Below are 415 nucleotides of genomic sequence, written 5' to 3' on the forward strand. Positions count from 1 at the left end.
AGGATGAATCGGTTGGGGTGTTCGGACTGCGCGGAGCGGACCAGGCCCCATACCGCGGCCGCGGCCAGGTCGCTGCCGTCGGTGGCGCCGCGGGTCATCACCACCAGCCGGGAACCGTCCGTGGCCGCATCGGCCAGCCATTCCTGGATCCAACCCAACACCAGCGTGCTCGCCGCGTGTGTGGCCTCGACAACGCCGACAGCATCGTCCGCAGCTGGTAGCTCGGCCACCACGACCGTGGGCAGCTCGCCACCAAGCCGGCCTGGCGGGTGGGGCAGCAGTAGAGGTTGCGGCCGCTGCCCGTGCCATGCCCAGACCGATTCGGCAGCCACCGACGCGTCGGGGTCCGCGTCTGGTAGTGGCATCCACTGCACCTCGAACAGTGACTGCGCCGCGTCCGGCATTGCGGTGTCCA

At 70.1% G+C, this 415-nt stretch carries 1 protein-coding gene; it reads right to left on the minus strand.

Translation table 11 applies throughout. From position 1 onward, the window contains the following. A partial coding sequence (locus tag ACLQ22_RS31935) for a SpnB-like Rossmann fold domain-containing protein (protein WP_425695591.1) occupies window positions 1-365 on the minus strand: 365 nt, incomplete at its 3' end. Window positions 366-415: the final 50 nt, after the last annotated feature.

The sequence above is a fragment of the Micromonospora sp. DT178 genome, from assembly GCF_049841695.1.
In the GTDB taxonomy this organism is placed as follows: Bacteria; Actinomycetota; Actinomycetes; order Mycobacteriales; family Micromonosporaceae; genus Micromonospora.